Raw genomic sequence first — 24,929 nt, 5'->3', positions numbered from 1 at the left:
GTCGTCACCTCGGCTTCATGGGTGGACGAGTCAAGATTGAGAGCACCGGTGCAGAACAAGCGGCCTCGGGGCAAGGACGGCGAACCCGCCGAGGGCACTGCGCGCACCGTGCGCGTACGGACCCGGCTGGTCGCCTCGGTCGCCGTGGTCTCGCTCACCGTGCTCGGCGCGGGCACGCCCGCGCTCCTCACCGCGTCCTCGGACCTCAACGACTCGCAGAACCTGGTCACCCTCGCCCAGCTCGACCAGCAGGCCGTCACCCTCGCGCACGCCCTCGGTGACGAGCGCGACGATGTCACCGCGTACATCGCGGGCGGCCGCGACCCCCGCCAGGAGGCCGGGCTCAAGGACCGCGCGGCCCAGGTCGACCGGCGTATCGACGAGATCCGCGCCAACGCCTCCGCCGCCCTTGGCCGCGACCTCGCCACCGTGCCGTCCCTGCGCCGCACCGCGCTTACCGGCAAGGGCACCGCCCTGGAGGCCCACCGGGCGTACACGGACGTCATCGCCAAGCTGCTCGCCGTCGCCGACGAGCTCGCCGACAAGACGCCGCCGCGCGCCGCCGAGGCCACCCGCGCCCCCGCCGACCTCGGCCGCGCCACCGAACTCGCCTCCGCCACCCGGGGCCTGCTCGTCGCCGCGCTCTCCGTGCCGCAGAAGTCCACCGGCACGGTCTACGACCCCATCACCGGACGTTACGTACAGAAGGATCCGGCCGACAGCGACGAGGTGCACACCCGGGACGCGTTGAGCGCCGCCGGGCAGCAGACGCGGGTGCGTGAGCAGGCGGCGCTCGCCGACTTCGACCAGGCCGCCTCGGCCGCCGCGCGCGACAAGCTCGCCACCACGGTCACCGGCCCGGACGTCGACGCCGCCGAGCGCTACCTCGCCCGCCTCACCGACCAGCCCCAACTCAGCGCCGCCGACCGCAAGCTGGGCGCCGACAAGGTCGACGCCGCGCTCACCGCCCGCATCGACCGGATGCGCGGCACCCAGTCGGGGCTCGCGGCGGCCGAGGTCAAGCGGTTCGAGGCGCTGCGCGACGACGACGTCACCGACCTGGAGATCAAGGTCGCCCTGGTGGGCGCGCTCGTGCTGCTCGCCATCGGCGTCTCGTCCGGCACCGCCCGCTCGCTGACCCGCCCGCTCGCCGTGCTGCGGCGCGGCGCGGCGCGGCTCGCGGCGGCCCCTCAGACCGAGGAGCCGGTCCGCTTCACCGGCCGCAACGACGAGTTCGCCCAGGTCGTACGGTCCCTGAACACACTCCACGGCCGCCTGTGCGACCTCGGCGTACGCGCCGACTCGCTCGGCGCGGAGGTCGCGAGCGCGCGCGGCGCCGAGCTGGCGCTCGCCGACGAGCGGGCGGCGCTCCTCGCCGACCGTGCCGAACTGGCCGACACCGTACGGGAGTTGACCGCCCAGCTGGAGCGGGCGCGCGGGACGGTTCAGCACACCTTCGTCAACCTCGGCCTTCGCAGCCTCGGTCTGGTCGAGCGTCAGCTCGGCATCATCGAGGGCCTGGAGGAGCGCGAACAGGACCCGGACGCGCTCGCCACGCTCTTCAAGCTCGACCACATGGCCACGGTCATCCGCCGCCACGGCGAGAACCTGCTGGTCCTCGCGGGCGCCGAGCACCACCACAACCACCCGGGCCCGGTCCCGCTGGTGGATGTGCTGCGGGCCGCCGTCAGCGAGATCGAGCGGTACGAGCGGGTCGTCATCCAGGCCGTCCCGCCGCACGCGCAGGTCGCCGGGTTCGCGGCCGACGACCTCAGCCACCTCGTCGCCGAGCTCCTGGAGAACGCCACCTCGTTCTCGCCGCCGGACGTCCAAGTACAGCTCTCCGGCTGGCAGTTGGAGAGCGGCGAGATCATGCTCTCGGTCCAGGACGAGGGCATCGGCATCGGCCCCAAGCGCCGCACCGAGCTGAACCTGCGGCTCGCGGACCCGTCCACGTACGAGCCGGGGGAGCCCGGCACGGACGCGGGCGGTCTCGGTCTGCACGTCGCCGCGCTGCTGGCGCGCCGCCATGGCGTACGCATCGAGCTGCGCGAGCAGAAGCAGGGCGGGGTGGCGGCGGTGGTCGTGCTGCCCGAGCCGATCCTGCCGACGACGCCGCCGGTCGCGGCGCCGCATGTGATGCCGGTCCCGGGCGACGCCCCGAGGTTCACGCTGCCGGGCGCGCTCGCGGAGGCCAACTCCAATGTGCTGCCCGAGCGTACGGAACGGTCGGGGCAGATTCCGCTGGTCAAGGCGGAGGCCGTCGAGCCCGAGGCCGATGAGGCGGACGCCGACGAGCACGAGCGGGTCGTGGACCAGCCGACGTTCGAGATGCGGCTTCCCACGCCCGGGCCCGAGGCGCCCGAGCCCGTCGTGCCCGCGCAGCGCGTCACCGACAAGGGGCTGCCCAAGCGCACCCCGAAGGTGGTGAAGGCCGGCACCACCGAGCCGGCCGCGCGCAAGGGCGGCGCCGATGTCGCCGACGCCCTGCGCCGCCGCCTCGGCGGGTTCCAGCAGGGCGCCCTGGAGGGCCGCCGGGACGCCGAGTCGGAGATCTCGGACGCCCGTAACGACGTACGCAACGAAGAGAAGACGGTACAGACACCACAACAGACGGGGGAGACAGTCGAGGAGGCACGCAGTTGACTGCGACCGGCACCGGCACGTTCGGACTGAGCAGCGAGGCACGCAATCTGCACTGGCTGCTGAAGAATCTCGTGGAGGAGGTGCCGGGGCTCATCTCGGTCGCGGTCGTCTCGTCGGACGGACTGCTGCTGCTCTCCTCCGACCCGGAGCAGCGCAGCACCCGCCCCGAGCCGCGCCCCCAGGGCCCGCGCGGCTCCAGCGCCGACCTCGCCACCATCGTCTCCGGCATCGCCAGCCTCACCCACGGCGCCGCGCGCCTGATGGACGGCGGCAACGTCAAGCAGACGGTCGTCGCGATGGAGCAGGGCAGCGTCTTCGTCATGGCCATCAGCGACGGCTCGCTCCTGGGCGTGCACGCCACACCCGACTGCGACATGAGTGTCGTCGCGTATCACATGGCGCTCTTCGTCGGCCGCGCCGGACATGTGCTCACCCCCGAACTCCGCAGCGAGCTGCGCCAGTCGATGGAGGCCGTCCAATGAGTCCGTCCGCCCCGAAGCTGCCGATACGCGGCGCCGGACGCAAACCGGCGCGCGTACGCCCGTACTCGCTGACGGGCGGGCGCACCCGCTTCGGGCACGTCCTGCTCGTCGAGACGTTCGTGGCGGCCATCGAGGCGCCCGAGGAGCGCAAGGCGCTCACCGGGAGCGCGGCGCGGATCATGCCGGAGATGCTGGCGATCGTGGAGATCTGCCGCGCGATGCGGACGGTCGCGGAGATCTCGGCGCTGCTGCGGATGCCGCTCGGCGTCGTCCGCGTGCTGCTCAGCGACCTGGCCGACCAGGGAAGGATCCGTGTGTACGGGACCGGGCACGGCCCGGGCCGTCCCGACCGCGCACTGCTCGAAAGGGTGCTCAGTGGACTCCGCAGGCTCTGACGTCCTGGCCTCCGACGCCCCGGCTCCCGAGGAGCCGTTCGAGGAGGAGCTGAAGGACTGGCAGCGCGACCGCACCAGGGCCCCGATCGCCACGAAGGTCGTGGTGGCGGGCGGTTTCGGCGTGGGCAAGACGACGTTCGTCTCCTCGGTCTCGGAGATCACCCCGCTGCAGACCGAAGCGGTGATGACCCAGGCGAGCGAGGCCACCGACGACCTCGCGGCCACCCCGGAGAAGTCGACCACCACGGTGGCCATGGACTTCGGCCGCATCACCCTCGACGACGACCTCGTCCTGTATGTCTTCGGCACGCCCGGGCAGCAGCGGTTCTGGTTCATGTGGGACGACATCGTGCGCGGCGCGATCGGCGCGGTGGTGCTGGCCGACACCCGCCGCCTCACCGACTGCTTCCCGGCGCTCGACTACTTCGAGAGCTGCGGCCTGCCGTACATCGTGGCCGTCAACCACTTCGAGGGCACCGAGTCGTTCGAGGCCGAGGACGTCCGGGAGGCGCTGACCGTGGCGCCGCACATCCCGGTGGTGATCATGGACGCGCGGGACCGGATCACGGTGATCGAGTCACTGCTGAGCCTGGTGTCGCACGCGCTGGAGGAGCTGCCGGAGTAGCTGCTTCCGGCATGCGCACGCAAGACCCCGCCACCCCCCCCGTGTCGTACCCCTTCACGTATCGGTATCGGAGAAATTTCGTATGCGGAGAATCCTGATAGTCGGAGCCGGTCAGTCCGGTCTTCAGCTGGCCCTCGGACTTCAGTCCCAGGGGTACGAGGTCACCCTGATGTCCAACCGGACGTCCGACGAGATCCGGTCCGGCCGGGTCATGTCCACGCAGTGCATGTTCCACACGGCGCTCCGGCACGAGCGGGACCTCGGCCTCAACTTCTGGGAGTCGCAGGCCCCGCGCATCGAGGGCGTGGGAGTCTCGGTCGCGGCGCCGGACGGCTCGCGGCCGATCGACTGGGTGGGGCGCCTCGACGGCTTCGCGCAGTCGGTCGACCAGCGGGTCAAGATGGCGGGCTGGATGGAGACGTTCGCGCAGCGCGGCGGCCAGCTGGTCATCCATGGCGCGGCCGTCTCCGACCTGGACTTCTTCGCGCGTACGTATGACCTGGTGCTGGTGTCGGCGGGCAAGGGCGAGCTGGTCTCGATGTTCGGCCGGGACGCCTCGCGTTCCCCGTTCACCGAGCCGCAGCGGGCGCTGGCGGTGTCGTACGTGCACGGGCTCGGGCCGCGCCCCGAGCACCCGGACTTCGACGCGGTGCGGTGCAATCTGGTGCCGGGTGTGGGCGAGCTGTTCGTGATGCCGACGCTGACGACGTCCGGGCGGGCCGACATCCTCTTCTGGGAGGGCATCCCGGGCGGCCCGCTGGACGTGTTCCAGGGCGTGACGGACCCGTCCGAGCACCTGTCGTTGACCCTCGCCCTGATGGAGAAGTTCACGCCCTGGGAGTACGCGCGGGCGACGAAGGTCGAACTGACCGACGAAGGCGGTACGTTGGCCGGCCGCTACGCCCCGGCGGTCCGCAACCCCGTCGGGCGGCTGCCCGGTGGCGGCCTGGTGCTCGGCGTGGCCGACGTGGTCGTCGCCAACGACCCGATCACCGGGCAGGGCTCCAACTCCGCCTCCAAGTGCGCCGCTTCGTATCTGGCGTCGATCGTGTCGCACGGGGACGGGGTGTTCGACGAGGCGTGGATGCGGGGGACGTTCGAGCGGTACTGGGCGACTGCGGCGCCTGTGGTGAAGTGGACCAACGCGATGCTGGGCGCTCCGCCGGAGCATGTCCTCAACCTCATCGGCGCGGCGTCCGAACTCCAGCCGGTCGCCGACCGCTTCGCGAACGGTTTCGACGACCCGTCGGACTTCGAGAACTTCTTCTTCGAGGAGGAGCGGGCGACGGCGTACTTGGCGGAGGTGGCCCCCACCCCGCCCCTTCCCTAAAGCCTTGGGCGGGCTGCCTGGTTCTCTGTCTGGCCGCCGGTGGGGGCTGGTCGCGCAGTTCCCCGCGCCCCTTGATGGGCCCTTCGGGCCCTCCTAGGGGCGCGGGGCTGTATCGATTTGCGGCTCCGCCGCGTGGGCGCGAGCAACCCGGCACGGTCCGCACCTGAACGACACCCCTCGGAGAGTTTCGGAAAGGGGTGGGGGCTATTCCCCGGGGGGCGTTTCGGGCGCGTAGCCCTCGTCCGTGCCCTCCGTCGCTCCCGGGGGCAGCCGCGGGGGGTGGTACGAGCGGAGCGGGACCGCCGTCGGGTCTGGGCGGACCGCGCCGAGGAGCGGGTTCGCCGCGATCGGGGAGATCTTCACCCGGGTGCCGGGGCGCGGGGCCTGGACCACCAGGCCGTCGCCGAGGTACATCGCCACGTGTGTGGCCTTGGGGTAGTACACCACCAGGTCCCCGGGCCGCAGGGCACGCAGCGGCACCCGCGGCAGCTCCGCCCACTGCTCCTGGCTGGTGCGCGGAATCGCCCGGCCCGCGTGGGCCCACGCCTGGGAGGTCAACCCCGAGCAGTCGTACGAGCCCGGCCCCTCCGCGCCCCATACGTACGGCTTGCCGAGTTGGCCGACCGCGTACTTCAGGGCCTGTTCGCCCTCCGAGGACGGCGCGCGCACCCCACTCAACGCCCCCGTCGCCAGCAGATCCCGCTGCGCCTTCGCCATACCCTGCTGCTCAAGCTGCGCCAGCTCCGCGAGTTGGTCCGCGCTGAGGGCCGACAGCAGACCCTCCACGTCCTTCAGCCGCGCCTGCACCGCATCCCGCGCCGTCCGCCGCCGCGCGGCCAGCGTCGTCTGCTCGTCCAGCGCCTTGCGCGCGGCCCGCGCCAGCGCGTCGGCCTGCCGCTCGGTCCGCGCGAGCCGCGTCACCGTCGCCCGCCGCGAGTCGGCGGCCCGCCGGATCAGATGCCCCTGGTCCAGCGCGCCCTGCGGATCGCGGGCGAGCAACAGCTGCATGTAGACGGAGAGTTCGCTGCGGCCCTGGTACTGCTCACGCGCGAGGCGGCCGGCGGCGGCGCGGCCGACCGCCAGCGCCACCCGCGCCTTCGTCAGCCCGGCCGCGACCTTCTTCTCGTCCGCCGCCCGCAGCTTCGCCCGCTCCTCGGCCGCGTTGTACGCCTCGGACGCCTCCTCCGCCTGCCGGTACAGCGTCTGCAACTGCGTCAGCAGACCGCTCACCGAGCTCTCGGGCGGCGTGGGCGCGGCGTGCGCGGTGGGGACGGCCGACACCAGTGCGGCCGCCACGGCCGCAGCGGTGCACACCGAGCGCAGAGTTCCGACTGACACGTGCTCACCTCCGGTCGGATGGTGGCACGGTGGCCCGCCGTGACGCCCGCCGAGACGGGTGAACGGTGCGAATCCCTCACCCGTCCGGCCGTACCCCGGTGCGGCCGCTTGCGTACGCGCTACGGCACCTGCTCACGCCCGCTCACGACACCGGCAGCGCGTACAGCGTCGCCCCGTGCCACACCACCGCCGTGTCCGCGCCCGCCACGACCGCCCGGTACACGCCCCGGTCCGCCGACTCCTCCTTGGTGCCCGCATCCTGGAACTTCCACAGCCGCTCGCCGCTCGCCGCGTCGAACGCCGTGACCTGGAACGGGTCGAGGGCGAGGACCGTACGCCCGGACGCGCCCGCCACCGTCCGCGTCTCCACCGGCGTGCCCAGCGCGAGGTCGGTGGTGGCGGCCCACCGCTGCTGCCCGTCCGCCGCGCCGAGCGCCGTCAGCTGCGTACCGTTGTCCGGTACGTACACAACTCCCTTGCCAGGACCGGGAGTTCCGTACGCGGACTTGCCCTTGGGGTGCTGCCAGCGCGGGTTCGTGGTGGTGAGGTCGAACGCCTGGAGGCCGCCGCCCGCCTGGGTGAGCAGGGTGCCGTCGGGGGTGAGCACCGCCGGGTCGGTGGGGAGCACCGAGCCGTACGTCCGCGACCACACGTCCTTGCCGGTCTTCGGGTCGACGGCGAAGAACTCCCCGAGCACCTGCCTGGCGCCCTTCGGCGGGGAGGCCGCCGGGCGGCGGGAGATCAGCTGGCCGCCGTACGCCGTCGCCCACTCGAAGGTCTCGCCCCGGCCCAGCGGCCTGCGCCACAGGACGGTGCGGTGCGCGATGTCGTACGCGTAGAGGGCGGAGTCCTTGCCGGCGGTGGCCGTGAACCACACCGTCGTGCCCTCGTGCGCGCGGACCTCGGGGGTGCCCATGCCGGGGGTGAGCGAGGTGTACGCGACCTTCTGGCGGATGGAGCCGTCGGCGACGGCGAACCAGGTGAAGTCGGTGGGGCCCGCGCCGAACGCCAAGTCGGCGTCGGCGGGCTGGAGCTGGGCCACTCCGGCCAGCTCCGGGCGGTTCCACAGCTGCTTGCCGGTGCGCAGGTCGACGCCGGTGAGCGCGGCACCGGGGACGACCAGGACCGCGCCCTGGGCGAGTGGGGTGCCGAGCAGTTTGCCGCCGGGGACGGCGTAGCCCCAGCGGGCGGTGGGCGGCGTTCCGGGCACCGGCTGCGGGCGGGCCACAGGCTTGGCGTCGACCGCCGGGCTCTTGGAGTCACCGTCGTCCCCGTCGAACGCCAGCACCGCGCCCGCCCCGAGCGCGAGCCCGGCGACGGAGGCGAGTCCGGCGGTCAGCAACGACCTGCGGTCGGCGGTGATACGGGAAAGGGGCGAGGCGCCAGTGGGGGCGGCCGGAGCCGGGGTCGGTTGCGGGAAGGGCTGCGGGGCCGACCACGTGGGGAGCGGGGGTGCCGTGTCCGGTGCCGGGGGAGTGGCGGGGGCGGTTTGCGGGGCGGCGGGCACGGGCGCGGCACCCGGTGCCGCGTCGGCGGGCCACAGCACCGTGCCCCCGAGCGTCATCCCGGGCAACTCCCGTGCCTGCGCGGCCCGTTCGGCGATCGCCGTTGCCACGACGGGCGGCAGCCAGGCGTCCGGGAGTACCGCGTCCACCCCACCGGGTACCAGTTCCGCCGCCACCTCGGCGGGGGAGGGGCGGGCGCCGGGCGCCTTGGCCAGACAGCGGCCGAGCAGCGGGCGCAGCGCGGCCGGGACCGGGGTGAGGTCGGGGACGGAGTGCGCGATGCGGTGCGCGGCCGCGTCGGCCGGGCCCGCGTCGAAGGGGCCCGCGCCCCCGGCCGCGTACGCGAGCAGCATGCCCAGCATGAAGACGTCGGCGGCGGGTCCCGGCTTCTCCCCGGCGACCTGCTCCGGCGTCAGATAGCCGACGGTCACGCCGAGGCGGCCGCCCTCCCCGGCGCTCGCCGCGCTCGCGCCGCCGAGCACGCCGAAGGCGGTGACCAGCGGACCGTCGGCGGTGAGCAGGACGACGTCGGCGCCCAGGCCCTGGAACGCCGCGCCGGTCACCGAGTGCGCGCGCTCAAGGGTGGTGGCGAGCGCCGCGCCCAGCGTACGTACGGTCGCCTCGGGCAGCGGTCCGGTCAGCGCCACCGCCTCGGCGAGGGTGAGCGCGGCCGCGAACGGGGTGGCCAGCCACGGCAGCCACTCCTCCGGACCGGTCGCCAGGACCGGTGCCACCCACGGCCCGGCGAGGCGTTCGGCGGCCCGTGCCTCGTCGCGGAAGCGGCTGCGGAAGGCGGGCAGCGCGGCCAGATCGGGGCGGGCGGCGGTGACGGATACGCCGCGCCCGTCCGCGCCGTGGGCGAGGTAGACCCGGGCCGTGCCGGTCTCGCGCAGTCTGGCCCGCATGCGATACGGACCGAGCTCGCGCGGTTCCTCGGCGGACAGCGCCTCCATGGTTCAACTCCCCCTGCGGCACGGCGTGGACCAGCGAGCTTATCGCGCCAGGAGCCCCGGCTACGTGCGGGGCGTCGGCTTGGTCCAGGGCCAGCGGCGGGGCTCGCGGCCCTCGGGGGCGTAGGTGTACTTCCAGCCGCGCTGGATCCCGAGCCGCTTGCTGTGGCCGGCGGGTTCGCGGCGGTACGCGTACACCGTCGCCGGGCCGCCGTCGGCGTCCGGGACCGGTACCTCGTACCACTGGGGCGGCTTGCCCGTCGGGCCGATCAGGACGGGCAGGACGCGCCCGTCGAGGGGCCCGCCCACAAAGAGGGTGTTCTCGCTCTGCACGCCACAAGTGTCACACCGGCCGCGGTACGAACCGGCGCACCGCGCGTCACAGAAGGTGGGTCGCCTCGGCGACTACGGGGACGATACGGCGGGCTAGGACCCCGGCCGGGCCTTCGGCCGACTCCAGGGCGAGCGCCGCCCGTACGACGGCCGACGTCTGCGGGTCGGTGGCGGCGGTCGCGGTGAGCAGGGCGACGAGGTGGTCGACCAGCCAGTCGCGCAGCTCGGGCAGCGGGGGCTGCTTCTCCTCGTCCAGCCAGATCAGTGAGGCGGCCTCGACGGCCGCGATCCAGGTGCGCACCATCAGCCGCAGCCGTGCACCCGGTGACTCCACCCCCAGGTGGACGAGGATCTGCTCGGCGGCCGCCCGGCGCACCTCGTCGACTATCGCGGTCGTGCGCGAGGTCTCGGCGACGCTGCCGCCCTGGAGGAGCGCGGAGAATCCGGCGTCGTGCTCGTCCACGAAGGCGAGGTAGCGGTCCAGGGCCTGGGCGAGCCGGTGGGTGAGCGGGCCGGTCTGGGCCTGCGCGAAGCACAGCTCCAGCTCGTCGGCGGCCGAGCGCAGGGCCGCCTCGTACAGCTGCTGCTTGCCGCCCGGGAAGTACCGGTACACCAGCGGCCGAGAGACCCCGGCGGCCTCGGCCACGTCGTCGAGCGACACGTCCTCCGGCGCCCGGTGCGCGAAGAGCGACAGCGCGGCGTCCAGGAGCTGGGTGCGGCGCTCCTCGACGCTCAGCCTGCGGTACGCGGGGGTGGTGGCCGGTGACGTCATGCTGGCAGCGTAATCCCCGTGCCGCCGCTTTGCCCCGGGGGCCGGGGGCAGTTGGCTCGGACCGATGCGCGGGCGCGGGCGCGGTGCGATTCGTCTGCGGGCCGGTGGGGGCTGGTCGCGCAGTTCCCCGCGCCCCTCAGGTGACCCGGTGCCGAAGCGCACTGGCACACACCCCTACCGCGCCAGCAACCCCGAACTGACCCAGAGCCGGCGGCTCACGCCGTTCATCACGCCGATGTCGTCCAGGAAGTCGGTCAAGCGCTTCGCCCCGTTCTGCATCACCTCGCGTCGGTGGCCGCTCGCCTTGACCTGGGCGACCGCCTCCCGGCGGTCGAGGCCGACGTTCTCGTACACCTGCGGGTTGACGAAGCAGGTGGAGAAGACGCGGGCGGCCTCGCCGCAGCTGACGCGGGTGAGCTCGCGCTCCCAGCGCGGCGCGGTCACCATCTGGCGGCGCAACTCCTCGCGGGCGTACCGGACATGGCGGGCTTCCTCCACCACATGGATCCGGGTGACGCCGCGCATGAGGGTCTGCACCCGGTCGTCCGGGAACGTGAGCCGCTGCATCCAGTCGAGGATCTCCTCGCCGAGCAGCGTCGCGGCGAACGAACCCGGCGTCGTCGAGACGGTCTTCAGGACGCGCGCGAGGTTGTGGTAGAGCCGGGGGACCGGGTACGTGGGCGATCCGCCCTTCTTGATCACGCGGGCGAACATCATCGAGTGCCGGCACTCGTCGGCTATCTCGGTGAGCGCGTAACGCACATGGTTGCTGGTCACCGGCTTGTCGTAGATGTGCCGTACGAGCAGCTGCATCAGGATGATCTCGAACCAGATCCCGAGCGAGCCGAGCGAGGCGGCCTCGTGGCGCGCGAGCTCGAAGCGCTGGTCCTCGGACATCTTCCGCCACAGCGGGGTGTCGTAGAGGGAGAGGAGCTCCGGCGGCCAGAACCACTTGCCGTCCTCGAACGGCGCGTCCCAGTCGAGCTCCTTGTCGGGGTCGAAGGAGTGCCGCGCGGAGGACGCGAGCAGTCGTTCGGCGACCTCCTCGCGGTCCCTGAGCAGGCCGAGCGCGTCGTGGAGCAGTTCGCTTTCGGTCACGGTCGTCATGGCTGGTGGCACCTCGGCTGGGGGTCGATTCGGGCCGATTCGCGATCGGCCGGGGCGGTATCGGTCGTGACGTACCGGCGGTCACCTCTTATGAGACTGCTTGTCAGCAAGCCCGTCAATCCCTTGGCCCCGACTTGTTGACCCGGCGTCTACCAACGTGTGAGCCTGCCAGTGAACCGGCGTGTAACGGACAGTCAGGCAATCCCCCCAGTACGTCCGTACGAGGTACGCGAGGCGAAGGAGCCGCACGTGTCGACGCAAGACCTCTATGTGAACGGCCCGCACGACCCTCTGTGGCAGGTCCCGGCGTCGGGCGCGGCGCGCTTCAGCTGGGAGTACGACGACGGGCGCGAACGCCTGCTCGCCCTCTATCAGAAGGGCAAGGACAAGCAGTGGGACGGCGCCAAACGCATCGACTGGGACCTTGAGGTCGATCCGTACGACCCGCTCGGCACGCCCGACGAGGCGATGACGCTGTACGGGACCCGCTACTGGGCCAAGATGACCGAGAAGGACAAGGGCGAGCTGCGCCGGCACTACTCGGCCTGGCAGTTCAGCCAGTTCCTCCACGGCGAGCAGGGCGCGATGGTGTGCGCGGCGCGGATCGTGGAGTCGGTGCCGGACCTGGACGCCAAGTTCTACTCCGCGACCCAGACCATGGACGAGGCCCGGCACGCCGAGATCTACAGCCGGTTCCTGCACGAGAAGATCGGGATGCTCTACCCCGTCAACGACAACCTCCAGGGGCTGCTCGGCGACACCCTGCGCGACTCCCGCTGGGACATGCCGTACCTCGGTATGCAGGTGCTCATCGAGGGCCTCGCGCTCGCCGCGTTCGGCATGCTCCGCGACACCACCGACAAGCCGCTGCCCAAGCAGGTCCTCGCGTACGTCATGCAGGACGAGGCACGGCACGTGGCGTTCGGGCGGATGGCGCTGCGCGACTACTACAAGCAGCTCTCCGACGCCGAACTGCGCGAGCGCGAGGAGTTCGTGATCGAGGGCTGCTACCTGATGCGGGACCGGCTGCGCGGGATCGAGGTCCTGGAGAACTTCGGCATCCCCAAGGCGGAGGCCGAGGAGTTCTCGGAGCAGTCCGAATTCCTGCATCTTTTCCGCAAGTTGCTGTTCAGCCGCATCGTCCCCTGCGTCAAGGACATCGGCCTGTGGGGCGCGCGGCTCCAGAAGGCGTACGTCGACATGGGCGTCTTCGACCTCGGCGACTCCAACCTGGACCTGCTCATGGCCGAGGACGAGGAGATCGCGGAACGCCTCGACCGCGAGCGCTTCGCCCAGGAGGAGACGGCCCGGGTGGCGGAGGTGTCGGACGCGATCGCGGAGGGGGCGGTGGGCTGATCCGCGACTCACTCTTTCGTGCGGCGCTCTCTCGTTCCCGCTGGGCGGTCCGGCGGACCGAGCAGACTCCTCACCATGGGAGCAAGCGCGAGCGCCGCACGCGACTATGGCGTTGACGACGAGTACGAGTGGGTCCGCCCGCCCGTCGACGGTTGGACGGCGGACGACCTCGACCACCTCCCGAATCTTCCTCTGCACACGGAGTTGATCCATGGGAGTCTTGTCTTCAGAAGTCCGCAGACGCGCTTTCACGCGCGCGCCATCCCGTTCTTCGAGCATGTGCTGCTGAGTCAGGCGCCGGAGCACCTGGAACCTATGGCGGGGATGACCGTCACGCTCGACAAGCGCAATCGGCTGGAGCCCGACGTCCTCGTCGTCCTGGGAGACGCGTGCACGGGCCTCCGCCAGACCTGGTTCAAGCCTGAGGATGTGGTCCTGACTGTCGAAGTGGTCTCCGAGGAATCGGTGGAGCGCGACCGCGAGGTCAAACCCCGGAAATACGCCCGCGCAGGCATTCCGCACTTCTGGCGGGTGGAGGAGAACGACGGACTGCCGGTGGTGTACGTCTACGAGCTGGACCCCGCAACCCACTCGTACGCCCCGACCGGTATCCATCACAAGCAGCTCAAGACCGACCGCCCCTTCCCGATCGACATCGACCTGACCGCGGTCGGCCGCCGCCGCCCCGGCGGGAGCTGACCCGCTCAGTCCCTGAGCGCCGCCTCCATCACCGCCTTCGCGATCGGCGCCGCGTCGCCGCCCCCGCTGATGTCCATCCGGTTCGCCTCCGCGTCCTCGACGACGACCGCCACGGCCACGGCCGGGCGGGGCGCGTCCGGGGACTGGGCCCAGGAGATGAACCAGGCGTACGGCAGGCCCCGGTTTCCGACGCCGTTCTGGGCCGTGCCGGTCTTGCCGCCCACCCGCACCCCGGGGATCGCGGCGCTGGTGCCCGTGCCCTTCTCCACCACGTCCACCATCAGCTGCTGGAGCTGCTCGGCCGTGGCCGGGTTCATCGCCTGCTTGTAGTCGCGCTCGGCGGTCCGGGCGAGCGTCGTGCCGTGCGCGCTGGTCGTACGGTCCACCAGATACGGGTACTTGAGCTCCCCGCCGTTGGCGACCGCCGCCGCCACCATCGCCATCTGGAGCGGCGTGGCCGTGGTGTCGAACTGCCCGATGGAGGAGAGCGCCAGCTGGTCGGGGCCCATCTTCTTGTCGAAGTTGGACTTGGCGACGCCGGACGGGATACGCAGCCTCGTGTCGTTGAAGCCGAACCGGCCGACCGCGTTCAGCATCCCCTTGAGCCCCACCTTGACCCCGAGGTTCGCCATCACCGTGTTGCAGGAGACCTCCACGGCGTACGCGAGCGAGGCGTTCTCGCAGCCGCTCGCCTCGTTGGGCAGCGTGGTGCTGGTACCGGGCAGGATGTACGGGTCGGGTGTGACTGTCGGCGCGTTCACATCGGTGACGGCGCCCGCGTCCAGCGCGGCCGCCGCCGTCACGATCTTGAAGGCGGAGCCCGGCGGATACGTCTGCCGGATCGCCCGGTTGAGCATGGGCTGGTCGGGGCCGGTGGTCAGCGCGGTCCAGGCCTTCTTGACCGCGGGCCCGTTCCCGGAGAGCCTGCCGGGGTCGTACGAGGGGCTGCTGACCAGGGCCAGGATCCTGCCGGTGGCCGGTTCGACGGCGGCGACCGCGCCCTTCTTGCCGCCCAGCCCCTTGTAGGCGGCCTGCTGCATCGACGCCTTGATGGTGGTGACCGCGTCGCCGCCGCGCTGCCGTTTACGGGTGAGGTCGCCCCACAGCGGGGTGAGCAGTGGGGAGGTGCCGGACAGGACGGCGTCCTGGGCGCTCTCGACCAGCGTGGTGCCGTAGATCTGGGACGCGTAGCCGGTGACGGGCGCGTACAGCGGGCCGTCGGTGTACGTGCGCTCGTACCGCAGCGGCTGGCCGGTGTCCTTGGAGCCGGTGACCGCGTCCTCGCCCACCAGGATGTCGCCGCGCGGCTGGCCGTAACGGGCCAGTGTGGCGCGGCGGTTGGCGGGGTTGTCGTCGAGCGCGTCGGCCTGGAAGACCTGCACGCGGGCCGCGTTGACGAGCAGCGCGACCAGGAGGACGAGGCAGAAGGCGGCGGCCCGCCGGATGTAACGGATCATCAGGTCCTCATGCGGACGGGTGCGAGGGTGCCGGTCTCGACGGCCGGGTGCGGGGTGCGCGCGCTGTCGCTGGCCCGGATGAGCAGCGCCACGATGATCCAGTTGGTGACGACGGACGAGCCGCCCTGCGCCAGGAACGGCATCGCCATGCCCGTCAGCGGGATCAGGCCCATCACCCCGCCCGCGATCACGAAGACCTGGAGGGCGAGGATCGAGGAGAGCCCGACGGAGAGCAGCCGCCCGAACGAGTCGCTGAGCGCGAGGCCCGCGCGGTAGCCCCGGGCGACGAGGAGCGCGTACAGCAGGAAGATCACCGTGAGGCCCGCGAGCCCCAGCTCCTCGCCCGCCGTGGCCAGGATGAAGTCGGACTTCGCGGCGAAGCCGATGAGGATCGAGTGGCCCGCGCCGAGCCCGGTGCCGAGCATGCCGCCCGCGGCGAACGCGAACAGCGACTGGGCGAGCTGGCCGGGTCCCTGACCGGCATCGATGGAGGCGAACGGGTGCAGCCAGTCCTGGACGCGGCTGTGCACATGGGGTTCGAGCGAGCCGACCACCGCCGCGCCGACCGCCGCGAGCAGCAGCCCCACCGCGATCCAGCCGGTGCGGCCGGTCGCCACGTACAGCATGATCACGAAGAGCCCGAAGAAGAGCAGCGAGGTGCCCAGGTCGCGCTCCAGGACGAGGACGCCGACGCTCAGCAGCCAGATCGCCACGATCGGGCCGAGCACCCGGCCGGTGGGCAGCTGGAGGCGCCAGATGCGGCGGCCGGTGTACGCGAGCGCGTTGTGGTTGGCGGCCAGGTACGCGGCGAAGAAGACCGCGAACAGGATCTTGGCGAACTCGCCCGGCTGGAAGGAGAGTCCGGCGAGGCGGATCCAGATCTTGGCGCCGTTGACGGCCGGGAAGAAGATCGGCACCACCATCAGGACGAGCGCGGTGGCAGCCGAGAGGTACGCGTACCGGGCGAGCACGCGGTGGTCGCGCAGGATCAGGACGACCGCGCCGAACAGGGCGACGCCCATGGCCGACCAGACCAGCTGGGCGGAGGCGGCCGGGGTGTGCGGGGTCTCCAGGTCGAGGCGGTAGATCAGGACCAGGCCGAGGCCGTTGAGCAGCACCGCGATGGGCAGCAGGAGCGGATCGGCGTACGGGGCGCGCAGCCGGACCGCGAGGTGCGCCAGCAGGGCGAGCAGCCCGAGCCCCGCGCCGTAGCCCGCCGCGTCCGGCGGGACCGCACCGCTCTTGGCGAGCCCGACGTCGGCGTAGCCGTAGACCGAGGCCAGGACGGCGCCGACGAGCAGCGAGAGTTCGACGCCCCGGCGGCGGGGGAGGCGGAGGGCGGGCGGTGGCCGGTCCGCCGTCGTCGTTGCGCTCATGTCGGGCAACGTAGCAAGCGCGGCCGCTTATGTCCTTTATGTCATAGTGTGCCGAGGGGGGGCATCGACCAAGAGAACTGACGGACCGTCACTGAGGAGTACGGCCATGGGGCCCGTGGAGTTCATCGTCCTCGCCTTCCCCGAGGAGCAGCTGCGGGTGCGGGCCGTCGACTCGCTCGTCGGGGTGCGCAGATCCCGGTCGGTACGGATCGTCGACGCGCTGGTCGTCACCAAGACGGCGGGCGGGGAGGTGCTGGCGGCCGAGCTCGACGAGTTCGAGGAGCTGAGCGGCGTCCTGGTCGGCGACGGCGTCGAGCGGCTGATCGGACCCGAGGACGTCCAGGAGGCGGCGGAACTCCTCGACCGGGGCAGCTGCGCGATCGTCGCCCTGATCGAGCACCTGTGGGCGGAGGAGGCGGCCAAGGGTGTACGGGCGGCGGGCGGCCATGTCGCGGGCTCGGTGCGGCTGCCGCCGGAGCGCCTGGACGAGGTGAGGGCCGCGCTGGCCGGACGTACGGCCGCCGAGCGAGAGAAGAGCTGAGTCGTGTTCATCAAGTCCACCCGGGATGTGGTCCAGCCCGTGACCCGTCCGGCGGGCGCGCCCCTGCTGCGCGGCCTGCTGGCGAACGCCCCCCGTCCGCCGCGTCCCGAGCCCGCCCCCGCTTACGAGGCGCCGCCCGAGGCGCCCGACCCCGACGGCGCCGCCCTCGTCGACCGGCTGACCCAGCTGGGAAAGCTCGCCCAGGAAGGGCTGCTCACCCCCGAGGAGTTCGCGGCCGCGAAGGCCAGGCTCCTCGGGAGGTGAGCTGAGGGATCAGCACCAGCGCGGCACCGGGCCGAGGTTGTCGATGTAGAACGCCGACCCCCAGGCCCAGGTGCCGTCTTCCAGGAGATATCAGCGGTTGTTGCCGTTGACGGTGTCGCCGCGCGTCTTGCAGAAGATGTGGACGATCGAGTTGTACGGCGCGATGCCGATGATCCGGCTGCTGCGGGTCGGCTTGTCCCGCAGGAGCAGGCCGGACTTGGCCGTCACGCGGCCGACGGAGTCGTTGTGGTCGGACGGCGCGGCGCTCGCGGGACCCGCCGCCGTGAGCGCGGCGACGGCGCCGGCGGCCAGACACAGACCTAGTGAAGCAAGCGGAGAACGCAGGGACATCGATGCCTCCTGGGGGACGGGAGGGCCGTGGGGGACGGCCCTTGGCTCGCCCGGCTCACCCTAGGTTCGCTGCTTACCACTCGCAAAGTGCTACGAGGGGTGGGTGCCGCCGGACGGATTACCCGCCGGACCCCGCACACCGGCCCCGGCCTGCGGGTCACCCCCGCCCGGCCCGTCCGTACGCCCGTCGGGCCTTCCGTACTCCGGCAGGGTCAGCCGCGCCACCGCACCCCCGTCCGGCGCGTTGCCGAACCGCAGCCCGGCGCCGAGGACCGACGCCTGGCCGACCGCGATGGTCAGGCCGAGCCCGTGCCCCTTGGTGCCGCCCTCGGTGCGGAAGCGCTGGGGGCCGTGGTCGAGCAGATAGGCGGGGTAGCCGGCGCCGTGGTCCCGTACCGTCACGACCGGGCCGTCCACGGTCAGGACCACCGGCAGCGCGCCGTGCTTGTGGGCGTTGGCGACCAGATTGCCGAGCACCCGCTCCAGGCGCCGCTTGTCGGTCTCCACACAGGTGTCGCGGACGACGACGACCTCGGTCCGGGTCCCGGACGCGCGCACCACGCGCTCCACCAGCGGCCCCAGATACTCCAGATCGAGGTCGACGGGCTCGCTGCCCGACTCCAGGCGGGAGATCTCCAGCAGGTCCTCGGTGAGCGAGCGCATCGCCCGCACCCGGTCCCGTACCAGCTCGGCGGGGCGTCCCTCGGGCAGCAGTTCGGCGGCCGCGTGCAGTCCGGTGAGCGGGGTGCGCAGCTCGTGCGCCACGTCGGCGGTGAAGCGCTGCTCGCTCAGCAGCTTGTTCTGCAGCGTCCCGGCCATGGTGTCGAGCGCCCCGGAGACGGTGGCCACCTCGTCCTGGTGGCGCGAAGGGTCCTTCGTACGGGGGTCGTTGACCCGGGCGTCCAGGTCGCCCGCGCCGATCCGGCGGGCCACCGTCGCGGTCTGGTGCAGTCTGCGGGTGACCCGGGTGACGCCGAAGACGCCGACCAGCAGGGTGGCGCCGATGGCGAGGATGGAGGAGCCGAGGATCGCCTGGTCGAGGCCGTTGATGGTGCGGGCGCTCTGGCTGTAGTCGATGGTGACGGCCAGCGCGCGCCCGTCCGCCGGACCCGCCGCCCACATGGTGGGGCGCCCGTTCGCGTCGTCGGCGACGAGCGTGCCGCGCTTGCCGGAGACGGCGAGTTTGCGCAGCGAACCGGGCAGCCCCGCCGGGTCGAGTCCGGCGCCCGACGGCAGCGGCTCGCCCGCCTCGTACTCCTGGGACACGTCGTCCAGCTTGCTCAGCGCCTTGTCCCGGGCCTGGCCGACGGTCTGCCGGGTCACCGAGACATGGACGAGCACGCCGAGCAGCGCCGCCAGGGCGCAGCACATGACGGTGATGAAGACCGCGGCCTTCCAAGTGAGCGTCGCCGTCCAGGCGGGCAGACGGGGCCGCTTCATCGCTGGGGGTCTCTTCATCCCTTGCTCGCGGTGGGGTTCGGCGTCTTGGGGCGCGGCGGGACCGGGTTGAGGGAGTGCTGCGGCTCCACCCGGATGATCTCGTCGCGGGTCGGCAGCATGGCGTGCTGGTGGTCGTCCCAGGACCAGGCGGTGCGGTACTCGTAGCCGGGGATGCCCGCGGAGACCGAGTGCAGGATGACGTCCCGGCCGGCCAGCTCGACCCCGATCAGCTGGTCCGAGGTGGACATGATCCGGGTCAGGGTGCCGTTCTTGTCGGGCATGTAGCAGCGCACGGCGAGCTGCTGCTCGGGCATCTTGATGCCGAGGATCATCTCGTCCCTGCCGTCGCCGGTCAGATCGCGGAAGTACGCCTTGAGGACCGGGCAGCTCTTGGGCTTGGACCGGCACTGATTGAGCTGACGAACCGTTTCCTCGTAGAGCCCGTCGGCCCCTGTGTACTGGTCGGGGTGGGCGCGCACCTCGGCCTGGACGACCGCGACCGGGTCGAGGCTGTGGACGTCGCCGCCCGGCACCTTGATGCCGGGCACCCGCTCCGTCTGGGACTCGCCGTAGTCCTGCGGGGTCGTCGTGGGCTTCGGCAGGTCGGGCCACAGGCGCACCGGGCCGACCGCCGTCGGGGTGGGGCCCGCGCCCTCCAGACCGCCCGCGTTGCCGCAGCCGGAGAGCAGCAGGGCCGCGGCCCCGGCTGCGAGCAGCGCGAGAACCGCGGCGGCGGGGCGGCGGTGGCGGGTCAAGGTGCTCCTGTCGTGCGGGGCCTCGGCGCCGAGGGTAGCGGCGAGGGCTACTGCGCCTTCACCAGGTCGGCGTAAAAAATGATGTTGGCCGAGCGATGGCCGTTCTTGATCGGGCCGCCGCAGGTGATGAGGCGGAGTTCCGGACGGTCGGTCTTGCCGTAAACCTTATTCGTGGGGAAGTCGGTTTTGTCCACTTGCTGAGTCTCACGGATCCGGAACACGGCCGTCGAACCGTCCGCCCGCCCGACCTCGATCACGTCCCCGACGTGCATCTTGTTCACATCGCGCATCAGCGCCGGGCCCTTGGCCGTGTCGTAGTGCGCGACGATCACGGAAGCGCCCTTCTCGCCCGGCGTGACGCTGCCGGTGTACCAGCCCGCCAGCTCCGCCTTGTCCACCGGCGGCACCTGGAGCTCCTGCTTCTCGTCCAGGCCCAGGTGCAGCACCGGGCTCGCGTCGACCCCCGCCGAGGGGATGACCACCCGGGTCGGCTCGGCCGCCTTCAGCGGGCCGACCTGCTGGCGGGCCTGGGTGGTGGTGGCGTTGCGCACCGAGACGTCGGGCGCGGGCGCCTTGGCCCCGTCGGACGAACCCGAGCCGCAGGCCATGAGCCCGCCGCCCAGAGCGAGGGCGAGCGCGGAGGCGGCCGCGATCCGCGCCGTGCGGGGCGGACGGGGGCGGGAGGTCGTGGACGCAGTCATGGTCACCACGGTAGGCGGCGGTTATTGCGGAGCTTTCCCGGCTTTGTAACAGCTCGCCATAGCCGTGGCGACCGTGTCATCACTGCTGGTACGGGTTCTGTCCGTGCATCTGACCCGGCTGCTGCTGGTACCCGGGCTGCTGCTGGTACCCCGGCTGCGGGGCCATGCCCTGGCCCGGCTGGGGACCCGCGGCCATCGCCTGCAGCTGCTCGGCCTGCTCCTTGGTGATCTCCTGCTCAAGACCGCAGAACGTGCACTGCGTACGGAACCGGGTCGACAGGGGGAAGAGCGGGATGAAGAAGAACGTGAACTTCTTGACGTACTTGCGCAGTCCGTGGGCCGCGGGGTTGCCGCAGTTCCCGCAGACCAGCGTCATCATCGCCAGCTGGTACAGATATCCCCTGGTACCCCAGATGATCATTAGGTGGTGCCCCTCCCGGTTCTTCGGCGCGTGCCGCACGCGCCCTAGCGGCTCCGCACTATACGAGCCGCGATATTGCCCTGCGCGGGCGGTGCTGGTCCCATGGGCGTGGGGGTGATGCGGGATGTCGGGACTGCGGGTGACACCGGTGCACCGGCACGGACAGGCACGGCTGTACGTCAGCCTTCCGGACGGCAGGAGCGCGGCCTGGTACGACAGGGAGAGCGGGCGGGTCAGCCTGCTCCTGGAGGAGTGCCGGGACGAGGTCCTGGCGGCCCTGGCGCCGTTCGTGGTGGGTGAGGTGACGGTCGGGCCGCCGCCCGCGCCTACCTCGGCCGACCTGGCCCGCCTCTCCCTCCACCCCGACGACGACCTGGCGCCCAACCGGCCCGGCGAGGCGCTGTTCGCGGAGCTGGAGCGGCACGTCGAGCAGTGGCGCTTCCGGACCGACCCGCGCCGCGTGGCGCTGGCCGCGCAGGAGCGGGTGGGTGCGGAGCTGGACGCGCTGGAGGGGGCGGGGTGGCGGGTGCTGCACTCGGTGCCGCTGCCGGGGGACGGCCGCATCGACCATCTGCTGATCGGCCCGGCCGGCGTGATGACGGTCCGCACGCTCCCTGCCCACCGCCACCGGGTCCGGATCGCGGACCCGCTGGTCTCGGTCGGCCGCGCGGCCCCCTCGCCCCAGCTGCGCTGGGCCCGCCGCGACGCCGAGCGCGCCTCCCTCGCCCTCGCGGCGGCGGTCCGCCCGATCCTCGCCCTGCCGGGCGCGGACCGTATCGACGCGGTCGCGTCCGTACGGGACGTACGGGTGCTGCGCGACACGGAACTGTCGGACCTGTCCCGCCTCGGCGGCGTCCTGAAGCCGGGGGACATCGAGGGGCTGTACTGGACGGCACGGGACCGCCGCACGTGGTCCCGGGCGTGAATCGCCCCTCCCCGCCCCTTCCCTGAACCCTCCGGGGGTGGGTGGGGGTGGAGGGGGTTTCGCGCAGCCCCCGCCCCCGGACCCCGGGGCGGGGGCTGCGCCCCCTGCACCCCGCTTCGTCTGCGGATCGTGCTGGGTTCTCGCGCAGTTCCCCGCGCCCCTAGGCAGTCAGGGGCGCGGGGAACTGCGCGCTCAGCCCCCACCGGCGCGCAGTCGACGAACCCGGCCGCCCGCCCAGGCCACGCGGCGGAGCCGCAAAATGTCACAGCCGGGAAGGGGCGGGGTGGGGAATCCTCACGCGCCCGCGTCCCGCAGTCGCAGCACCGTAGTCACCGGATGCCGCACCGTCCCCCGTTCCACCTCCGCCAGCAAGCGGCCCGGTTCGACCGGGACGTAGGGCACCTCGCCCCACCCCGGGGCGACGGCCGTCCGCGTGCCCGGCTCGACACGCAGCAACCCGCCCCGCCCCGCCTCTGCCCGGAGCGACGGCCCCAGCGGGCTGGACACCGCCACCGCGTCGTCGCCCGGGAGCACCAGGACCAGGGCCGTCGGGCGGCGTGGGGGGCCGACGAAGCCCACCACCACCGCCTCCCACGTATCCGTGTGCCGGAGTTTGCGCCAGGCTCGGGCGCCGGGGCGGTACGGGGAGTCGAGGCGCTTCGCCACCAGCCCCTCCACCCCGCTCGCCGGAAGCGTCTCGTACCAGGTCAGGGCCGTTTCCACGTCCGACGTCGCCGGAACCGGTTGCAGAGGTGGGCCCAACCCGCCCAGCACGGCGACCAGCCGGGCGCGGCGCGACGAGTACGGCCGACGCCGGACGTCCTCGTCCCCCTCCGCCAGCACGTCGAACGCCGCGTACGACGCCGGCAGCCGCCGGGCCAGCAGTGCGGCCCGAGAAGGCGTGGCCGCAGCCCGCCGCTGGACCGCCGCGAAGTCGGTGCGGCCACCCGTCCAGACCACCACCTCCCCGTCGAGCACGCACCCCGCGGGCACCGCGAGCGCCGCCTCCACCAGGTCCGGGAACGCGGCCGTCACGATCCGGCCCGAACGGGCCTGGAGCACCACCCCGTCGGCCGTGCGGAAGATCAGCATCCGGTGGCCGTCGAACTTCGGCTCGTAGCTCCAACCGGGTCCCGTCGGAAGCTCCCTCACCGATTGAGCCAGGGCCACCTTCAGTGGCGGTCGCAGCGGCGGCGTCATGGGAGGTGGCCCGCCCTGTTCAGATTGATCAGCGGGGCCATCAGGTCACCGTCCCTCGCCAGTCGCGGCTCGATGTCGCCCAGCAGGAACACCAGGTCGGATGGGGTGCCGCAGGACTCGACCTCCTCCCACGACACCGGCGCCGACACCGTCGGCCGCTCCCGGGCCCGCAGGGTGTACGGCGCCGCCGTCGTCTTCGCGGCCGCGTTCTGGCTGTGGTCGACGAACACCTTGCCCGGCCGCAGCGCCCGCGCCATCCGATGGGTGACCAACTGCGGAAGAGCGGCCTCCGCCTCCTGGGCGAGCCCCTTGGCGTACGCCGAGACGCGCTCGGACGGGGTGGGTTCCAGGGGGACCAGCAGATGCAAACCCTTCGAGCCGGACGTCTTCGCGTACGCGTGGAGGCCGTCCGCCGACAGGCGCTCGCGCAGCCACAGCGCCACCGCGCAGCACTCCACCACGGTCGCCGGGGAGCCGGGGTCCAGGTCGAAGACCATCCGGTCGGCCTGCGCGGGCGCGTCCGCCTGCCACTGGGGGGTGTGGAACTCGACCACCAGGTTCGCCGCCCACATCAGCGTGGACAGGTCCGGGATCATGACCTGGCGCGCGGCGCTGTCCTGGGAGCGCGGCACCGACGCGGTCGTCACCCAGGAGGGTGTGCCGGGCGGCGGATTCTTGGTGAAGAAGAGCTGGCCGTCGGGGCCGTCCGGGTAGCGCAGGAACGACACCGGGCGCCCCCGCAGATGCGCGAGCAGCGCCCCGGCCACCGACGCGCAGTAGTGCAGCACCTCGCCCTTGGTGGTGCCGGTGGCGGGATAGAGCACCTTGTCGAGGCGGGAGAGCGCGATCCGCCGCCCCTCCACCCATGTGATCGGCGTCATACGATGAGAATCCCACTAATCCCGGCAGAGGGGATGAAGAGTGCGATCCATATGGAATGGTGCGATCTCCTTTGGGCTGGTCAGTATTCCGATCAAGCTCTTCAACGCCACCGAGAGCCATTCGATCTCGTTCCGGCAGATCCACACGGAGGACGGCGGCCGGGTCCGCTACCGCAAGGTGTGCGAGCTGGACGGCGAGGAGCTGGAGGCCGCCGAGATCGGCAAGGCGTACGAGGACGCGGACGGCTCGCTGATCCCGATCACCGACGACGACCTGGCCGCGCTGCCGCTGCCCACCGCCAGGACCATCGAGATCGTGGCGTTCGTCGCGGCCGACTCCATCGACCCGCTCCAGATGGACGCGGCGTACTACCTGAGCGCCAGCGGCGTCCCGGCGGCCAAGCCGTACACGCTGCTCAGAGAGGCGCTCAAGCGCAGCCAGAAGGTGGCCATCGCCAAGTTCGCGCTGCGCGGCCGGGAACGGCTCGGCATGCTGCGGGTCGTCGACGACGTCATCGCGATGCACGGGCTGCTGTGGCCGGACGAGATCCGCGCCCCCGAGGGCGTCGCCCCGGAGACCGGCGTGAAGGTCCGCGACGCCGAACTCGACCTGGCCGACGCCCTGATGGACACCCTCGGCGAGGTCGACGTGGACGCGCTGCACGACGACTACCGCGAGGCCGTGGAAGCCCTCATCGCCTCCAAGGCGGGCGGCGCGCTGCCCCCGTCCGAGACCCCGCCCGAGACCGGCGGCGGCAAGGTCATCGACCTGATGGCCGCCCTGGAGAAGAGCGTGCGCGCGGCGAAGGAAGCACGCGGCGAGGAGGCGGCCGAGCCTGCCGAGGTGACCGAGCTCAAGCCCCGTAAGACGGCGGCCCGTAAGAGCCAGGCCAAGAGCGCGCCCGCCAAGAAGGCGGCCGCGAAGAAGACCACGAAGGCGACCGCCAAGTCGGCGTCCACCGCGAAGAAGTCGGCCGCGTCCCCCAAGGCGTCCGGCGCCAAGAAGTCCACCGCGACCACGGCCAAGAAGGCGGCCGCGAAGAAGACGACTCCCCGCAAGCGCGCGTCGGCCTGATCAA

General features: G+C 72.3%; 24 protein-coding genes and 1 pseudogene. 11 read left to right on the top strand and 14 right to left on the bottom strand.

Features of this window, described 5'->3' with window-relative positions:
• Nucleotides 1–48: 48 nt before the first annotated feature.
• The 5 genes from ACT1U9_RS09255 to ACT1U9_RS09235 all read left to right on the top strand — a co-directional run bounded on the left by ACT1U9_RS09255 (nucleotide 49) and on the right by ACT1U9_RS09235 (nucleotide 5,478).
• On the top strand, nucleotides 49–2,646 hold the full coding sequence (locus tag ACT1U9_RS09255; protein WP_444537866.1) for a sensor histidine kinase: 2,598 nt from the start codon (nucleotides 49–51) through the stop codon (nucleotides 2,644–2,646).
• Nucleotides 2,643–3,128 carry a roadblock/LC7 domain-containing protein gene (locus ACT1U9_RS09250; RefSeq protein ID WP_444537865.1) on the top strand — a complete coding sequence of 162 codons (486 nt, stop codon included), beginning with the start codon at nucleotides 2,643–2,645 and terminating at the stop codon, nucleotides 3,126–3,128. Before ACT1U9_RS09255 ends, ACT1U9_RS09250 begins: the two co-directional genes overlap by 4 nt.
• On the top strand, nucleotides 3,125–3,523 hold the full coding sequence (locus tag ACT1U9_RS09245; protein ID WP_188277769.1) for a DUF742 domain-containing protein: 399 nt from the start codon (nucleotides 3,125–3,127) through the stop codon (nucleotides 3,521–3,523). The genes ACT1U9_RS09250 and ACT1U9_RS09245 overlap by 4 nt, the downstream gene beginning before the upstream one ends.
• On the top strand, nucleotides 3,504–4,148 hold the full coding sequence (locus ACT1U9_RS09240; protein ID WP_444537864.1) for a GTP-binding protein: 645 nt from the start codon (nucleotides 3,504–3,506) through the stop codon (nucleotides 4,146–4,148). The genes ACT1U9_RS09245 and ACT1U9_RS09240 overlap by 20 nt, the downstream gene beginning before the upstream one ends.
• Nucleotides 4,149–4,230: 82 nt before the next feature.
• Nucleotides 4,231–5,478, top strand: a complete 1,248-nt coding sequence (locus ACT1U9_RS09235) for a styrene monooxygenase/indole monooxygenase family protein (protein ID WP_444537863.1) — start codon at nucleotides 4,231–4,233, stop codon at nucleotides 5,476–5,478.
• A 204-nt stretch (nucleotides 5,479–5,682) separates the two neighbouring features.
• Here the strand turns inward: ACT1U9_RS09235 and ACT1U9_RS09230 are convergent, their stop codons facing one another.
• The 5 genes from ACT1U9_RS09230 to ACT1U9_RS09210 form a co-directional block, all read right to left on the bottom strand.
• The gene (locus ACT1U9_RS09230; RefSeq protein WP_444537862.1) at nucleotides 5,683–6,816 is read right to left on the bottom strand and encodes a C40 family peptidase; all 1,134 of its coding nucleotides are present in this window, start codon (nucleotides 6,814–6,816) and stop codon (nucleotides 5,683–5,685) included.
• Nucleotides 6,817–6,958: 142 nt separating this feature from the next.
• The gene (locus ACT1U9_RS09225) at nucleotides 6,959–9,274 is read right to left on the bottom strand and encodes an outer membrane protein assembly factor BamB family protein (RefSeq protein ID WP_444537861.1); all 2,316 of its coding nucleotides are present in this window, start codon (nucleotides 9,272–9,274) and stop codon (nucleotides 6,959–6,961) included.
• A gap of 60 nt (nucleotides 9,275–9,334) precedes the next feature.
• On the bottom strand, nucleotides 9,335–9,604 hold the full coding sequence (locus tag ACT1U9_RS09220; protein ID WP_444537860.1) for a hypothetical protein: 270 nt from the start codon (nucleotides 9,602–9,604) through the stop codon (nucleotides 9,335–9,337).
• Between the two features lie 46 nt (nucleotides 9,605–9,650).
• Nucleotides 9,651–10,376: a TetR/AcrR family transcriptional regulator gene (locus ACT1U9_RS09215; protein WP_444537859.1), complete on the bottom strand. Its 726-nt coding sequence runs from the start codon at nucleotides 10,374–10,376 to the stop codon at nucleotides 9,651–9,653.
• 174 nt (nucleotides 10,377–10,550) lie between these two features.
• Entirely contained in the window at nucleotides 10,551–11,483 is a 933-nt protein-coding gene (locus tag ACT1U9_RS09210) for an AurF N-oxygenase family protein (protein WP_444537858.1), read from the bottom strand.
• A gap of 249 nt (nucleotides 11,484–11,732) precedes the next feature.
• Here ACT1U9_RS09210 and ACT1U9_RS09205 point away from each other — a divergent pair, with 249 nt between their 5' ends.
• Together ACT1U9_RS09205 and ACT1U9_RS09200 are read left to right on the top strand one after the other, a co-directional pair.
• Nucleotides 11,733–12,839, top strand: coding sequence for a ferritin-like domain-containing protein (locus ACT1U9_RS09205; RefSeq protein WP_444537857.1), 1,107 nt, complete (start codon nucleotides 11,733–11,735; stop codon nucleotides 12,837–12,839).
• Nucleotides 12,840–12,914: 75 nt separating this feature from the next.
• A complete protein-coding gene (locus ACT1U9_RS09200; protein WP_444537856.1) occupies nucleotides 12,915–13,538 on the top strand; it encodes a Uma2 family endonuclease in 624 nt (207 codons plus the stop codon).
• 5 nt (nucleotides 13,539–13,543) lie between these two features.
• Here the strand turns inward: ACT1U9_RS09200 and ACT1U9_RS09195 are convergent, their stop codons facing one another.
• Complete coding sequence (locus ACT1U9_RS09195; protein ID WP_444537855.1) at nucleotides 13,544–14,995, bottom strand: penicillin-binding transpeptidase domain-containing protein; 1,452 nt, start codon at nucleotides 14,993–14,995, stop codon at nucleotides 13,544–13,546.
• Nucleotides 14,995–16,371: an FtsW/RodA/SpoVE family cell cycle protein gene (locus ACT1U9_RS09190; protein WP_444537854.1), complete on the bottom strand. Its 1,377-nt coding sequence runs from the start codon at nucleotides 16,369–16,371 to the stop codon at nucleotides 14,995–14,997. The genes ACT1U9_RS09195 and ACT1U9_RS09190 overlap by 1 nt, the downstream gene beginning before the upstream one ends.
• A gap of 106 nt (nucleotides 16,372–16,477) precedes the next feature.
• Here ACT1U9_RS09190 and ACT1U9_RS09185 point away from each other — a divergent pair, with 106 nt between their 5' ends.
• Together ACT1U9_RS09185 and ACT1U9_RS09180 are read left to right on the top strand one after the other, a co-directional pair.
• Nucleotides 16,478–16,912 carry a DUF6325 family protein gene (locus ACT1U9_RS09185; RefSeq protein ID WP_444537853.1) on the top strand — a complete coding sequence of 145 codons (435 nt, stop codon included), beginning with the start codon at nucleotides 16,478–16,480 and terminating at the stop codon, nucleotides 16,910–16,912.
• 3 nt (nucleotides 16,913–16,915) lie between these two features.
• A complete protein-coding gene (locus tag ACT1U9_RS09180; RefSeq protein ID WP_444537852.1) occupies nucleotides 16,916–17,176 on the top strand; it encodes an SHOCT domain-containing protein in 261 nt (86 codons plus the stop codon).
• 9 nt (nucleotides 17,177–17,185) lie between these two features.
• Here ACT1U9_RS09180 and ACT1U9_RS09175 read toward each other — a convergent pair.
• The 5 genes and pseudogenes from ACT1U9_RS09175 to ACT1U9_RS09155 all read right to left on the bottom strand — a co-directional run bounded on the left by ACT1U9_RS09175 (nucleotide 17,186) and on the right by ACT1U9_RS09155 (nucleotide 20,844).
• A pseudogene (locus ACT1U9_RS09175) lies at nucleotides 17,186–17,527 on the bottom strand (SH3 domain-containing protein).
• Between the two features lie 90 nt (nucleotides 17,528–17,617).
• Complete coding sequence (locus tag ACT1U9_RS09170; RefSeq protein ID WP_444537851.1) at nucleotides 17,618–18,967, bottom strand: ATP-binding protein; 1,350 nt, start codon at nucleotides 18,965–18,967, stop codon at nucleotides 17,618–17,620.
• 14 nt (nucleotides 18,968–18,981) lie between these two features.
• Nucleotides 18,982–19,722, bottom strand: a complete 741-nt coding sequence (locus ACT1U9_RS09165) for a hypothetical protein (RefSeq protein ID WP_444537850.1) — start codon at nucleotides 19,720–19,722, stop codon at nucleotides 18,982–18,984.
• A 47-nt stretch (nucleotides 19,723–19,769) separates the two neighbouring features.
• Nucleotides 19,770–20,423: a class F sortase gene (locus tag ACT1U9_RS09160; RefSeq protein WP_444537849.1), complete on the bottom strand. Its 654-nt coding sequence runs from the start codon at nucleotides 20,421–20,423 to the stop codon at nucleotides 19,770–19,772.
• A 79-nt stretch (nucleotides 20,424–20,502) separates the two neighbouring features.
• Nucleotides 20,503–20,844: a zinc-ribbon domain-containing protein gene (locus ACT1U9_RS09155; protein ID WP_188277752.1), complete on the bottom strand. Its 342-nt coding sequence runs from the start codon at nucleotides 20,842–20,844 to the stop codon at nucleotides 20,503–20,505.
• A gap of 124 nt (nucleotides 20,845–20,968) precedes the next feature.
• Between ACT1U9_RS09155 and ACT1U9_RS09150 the strand changes: the two genes are divergently transcribed.
• Nucleotides 20,969–21,769 carry a nuclease-related domain-containing protein gene (locus tag ACT1U9_RS09150; RefSeq protein ID WP_444537848.1) on the top strand — a complete coding sequence of 267 codons (801 nt, stop codon included), beginning with the start codon at nucleotides 20,969–20,971 and terminating at the stop codon, nucleotides 21,767–21,769.
• Between the two features lie 294 nt (nucleotides 21,770–22,063).
• Here ACT1U9_RS09150 and ACT1U9_RS09145 read toward each other — a convergent pair whose 3' ends face one another.
• Nucleotides 22,064–22,969, bottom strand: a complete 906-nt coding sequence (locus ACT1U9_RS09145) for an ATP-dependent DNA ligase (RefSeq protein WP_444537847.1) — start codon at nucleotides 22,967–22,969, stop codon at nucleotides 22,064–22,066.
• Entirely contained in the window at nucleotides 22,966–23,850 is an 885-nt protein-coding gene (gene ligD / locus ACT1U9_RS09140) for a non-homologous end-joining DNA ligase (protein ID WP_444537846.1), read from the bottom strand. Before ligD ends, ACT1U9_RS09145 begins: the two co-directional genes overlap by 4 nt.
• Before the next feature lie 40 nt (nucleotides 23,851–23,890).
• On the opposite strand from ligD, the gene ku reads away from it, so the two are divergent.
• The gene (gene ku / locus ACT1U9_RS09135; protein WP_444537845.1) at nucleotides 23,891–24,925 is read left to right on the top strand and encodes a non-homologous end joining protein Ku; all 1,035 of its coding nucleotides are present in this window, start codon (nucleotides 23,891–23,893) and stop codon (nucleotides 24,923–24,925) included.
• The last annotated feature ends 4 nt before the right edge of the window (nucleotides 24,926–24,929 follow it).

Origin of the sequence: Streptomyces sp. BR1 (genome assembly GCF_052373795.1) — a bacterium.
In the GTDB taxonomy this organism is placed as follows: domain Bacteria; phylum Actinomycetota; class Actinomycetes; order Streptomycetales; family Streptomycetaceae; genus Streptomyces.
Note: the sequence above shows the minus strand (reverse complement) of the source record. Positions and strands in the feature narration are given on the sequence as shown.

Excerpts from the sequence above, each read along its gene's own strand:
- ACT1U9_RS09245 (WP_188277769.1), top strand. The coding sequence starts at position 3,125 with ATGAGTCCGTCCGCCCCGAAGCTGCCGATACGCGGCGCCGGACGCAAA.
- ACT1U9_RS09235 (WP_444537863.1), top strand. The coding sequence starts at position 4,231 with ATGCGGAGAATCCTGATAGTCGGAGCCGGTCAGTCCGGTCTTCAGCTG.
- ACT1U9_RS09225 (WP_444537861.1), bottom strand. The coding sequence starts at position 9,274 with ATGGAGGCGCTGTCCGCCGAGGAACCGCGCGAGCTCGGTCCGTATCGC.
- ACT1U9_RS09215 (WP_444537859.1), bottom strand. The coding sequence starts at position 10,376 with ATGACGTCACCGGCCACCACCCCCGCGTACCGCAGGCTGAGCGTCGAG.
- ACT1U9_RS09210 (WP_444537858.1), bottom strand. The coding sequence starts at position 11,483 with ATGACGACCGTGACCGAAAGCGAACTGCTCCACGACGCGCTCGGCCTG.
- ACT1U9_RS09200 (WP_444537856.1), top strand. The coding sequence starts at position 12,915 with ATGGGAGCAAGCGCGAGCGCCGCACGCGACTATGGCGTTGACGACGAG.
- ACT1U9_RS09195 (WP_444537855.1), bottom strand. The coding sequence starts at position 14,995 with ATGATCCGTTACATCCGGCGGGCCGCCGCCTTCTGCCTCGTCCTCCTG.
- ACT1U9_RS09190 (WP_444537854.1), bottom strand. The coding sequence starts at position 16,371 with ATGAGCGCAACGACGACGGCGGACCGGCCACCGCCCGCCCTCCGCCTC.
- ACT1U9_RS09185 (WP_444537853.1), top strand. The coding sequence starts at position 16,478 with ATGGGGCCCGTGGAGTTCATCGTCCTCGCCTTCCCCGAGGAGCAGCTG.
- ACT1U9_RS09170 (WP_444537851.1), bottom strand. The coding sequence starts at position 18,967 with ATGAAGCGGCCCCGTCTGCCCGCCTGGACGGCGACGCTCACTTGGAAG.
- ACT1U9_RS09160 (WP_444537849.1), bottom strand. The coding sequence starts at position 20,423 with ATGACTGCGTCCACGACCTCCCGCCCCCGTCCGCCCCGCACGGCGCGG.
- ACT1U9_RS09155 (WP_188277752.1), bottom strand. The coding sequence starts at position 20,844 with ATGATCATCTGGGGTACCAGGGGATATCTGTACCAGCTGGCGATGATG.
- ACT1U9_RS09150 (WP_444537848.1), top strand. The coding sequence starts at position 20,969 with ATGTCGGGACTGCGGGTGACACCGGTGCACCGGCACGGACAGGCACGG.
- ACT1U9_RS09145 (WP_444537847.1), bottom strand. The coding sequence starts at position 22,969 with ATGACGCCGCCGCTGCGACCGCCACTGAAGGTGGCCCTGGCTCAATCG.
- ligD (WP_444537846.1), bottom strand. The coding sequence starts at position 23,850 with ATGACGCCGATCACATGGGTGGAGGGGCGGCGGATCGCGCTCTCCCGC.